Annotated in this window: 1 protein-coding gene; it reads left to right on the forward strand. The window is 64.0% G+C overall.

Annotated elements, in window-relative coordinates; all coding sequences use genetic code 11:
- Positions 1-378: UDP-galactopyranose mutase (locus D9V41_RS16745; protein ID WP_208006930.1), on the forward strand; the 378-nt coding region annotated here is incomplete at both ends.

Raw genomic sequence — 378 nt, forward strand, 5'->3', positions numbered from 1 at the left:
GATGGCCGACCACCCGAACATCGAGATCCGGCTCGACTCGGATTTCTTCGATGCGTCGCAGCCGGTGAACAAGGGCTCCGTCGTGGGCCAGGTGCCGGTCGTCTACACCGGTCCCGTCGATCGCTACTTCGACTACGCCGAGGGTGCGTTGTCGTGGCGAACCCTGGATTTCGAGCGCGAGGTCGTGGACGTTCCCGACTTCCAGGGCACCTCGGTCATGAACTATGCCGACCGTGACGTGCCGTTCACGCGCATCCACGAGTTCCGTCACTTCCACCCCGAGCGGGCGGACCGTTACCCCAACGACAAGACCGTCGTCATGCGCGAGTTCTCGCGGTTCGCGGAGTCCGGCGACGAGCCGTACTACCCGATCAACAC

This window comes from Aeromicrobium phragmitis, assembly GCF_003674095.1.
Lineage (GTDB): Bacteria > Actinomycetota > Actinomycetes > Propionibacteriales > Nocardioidaceae > Aeromicrobium > Aeromicrobium phragmitis.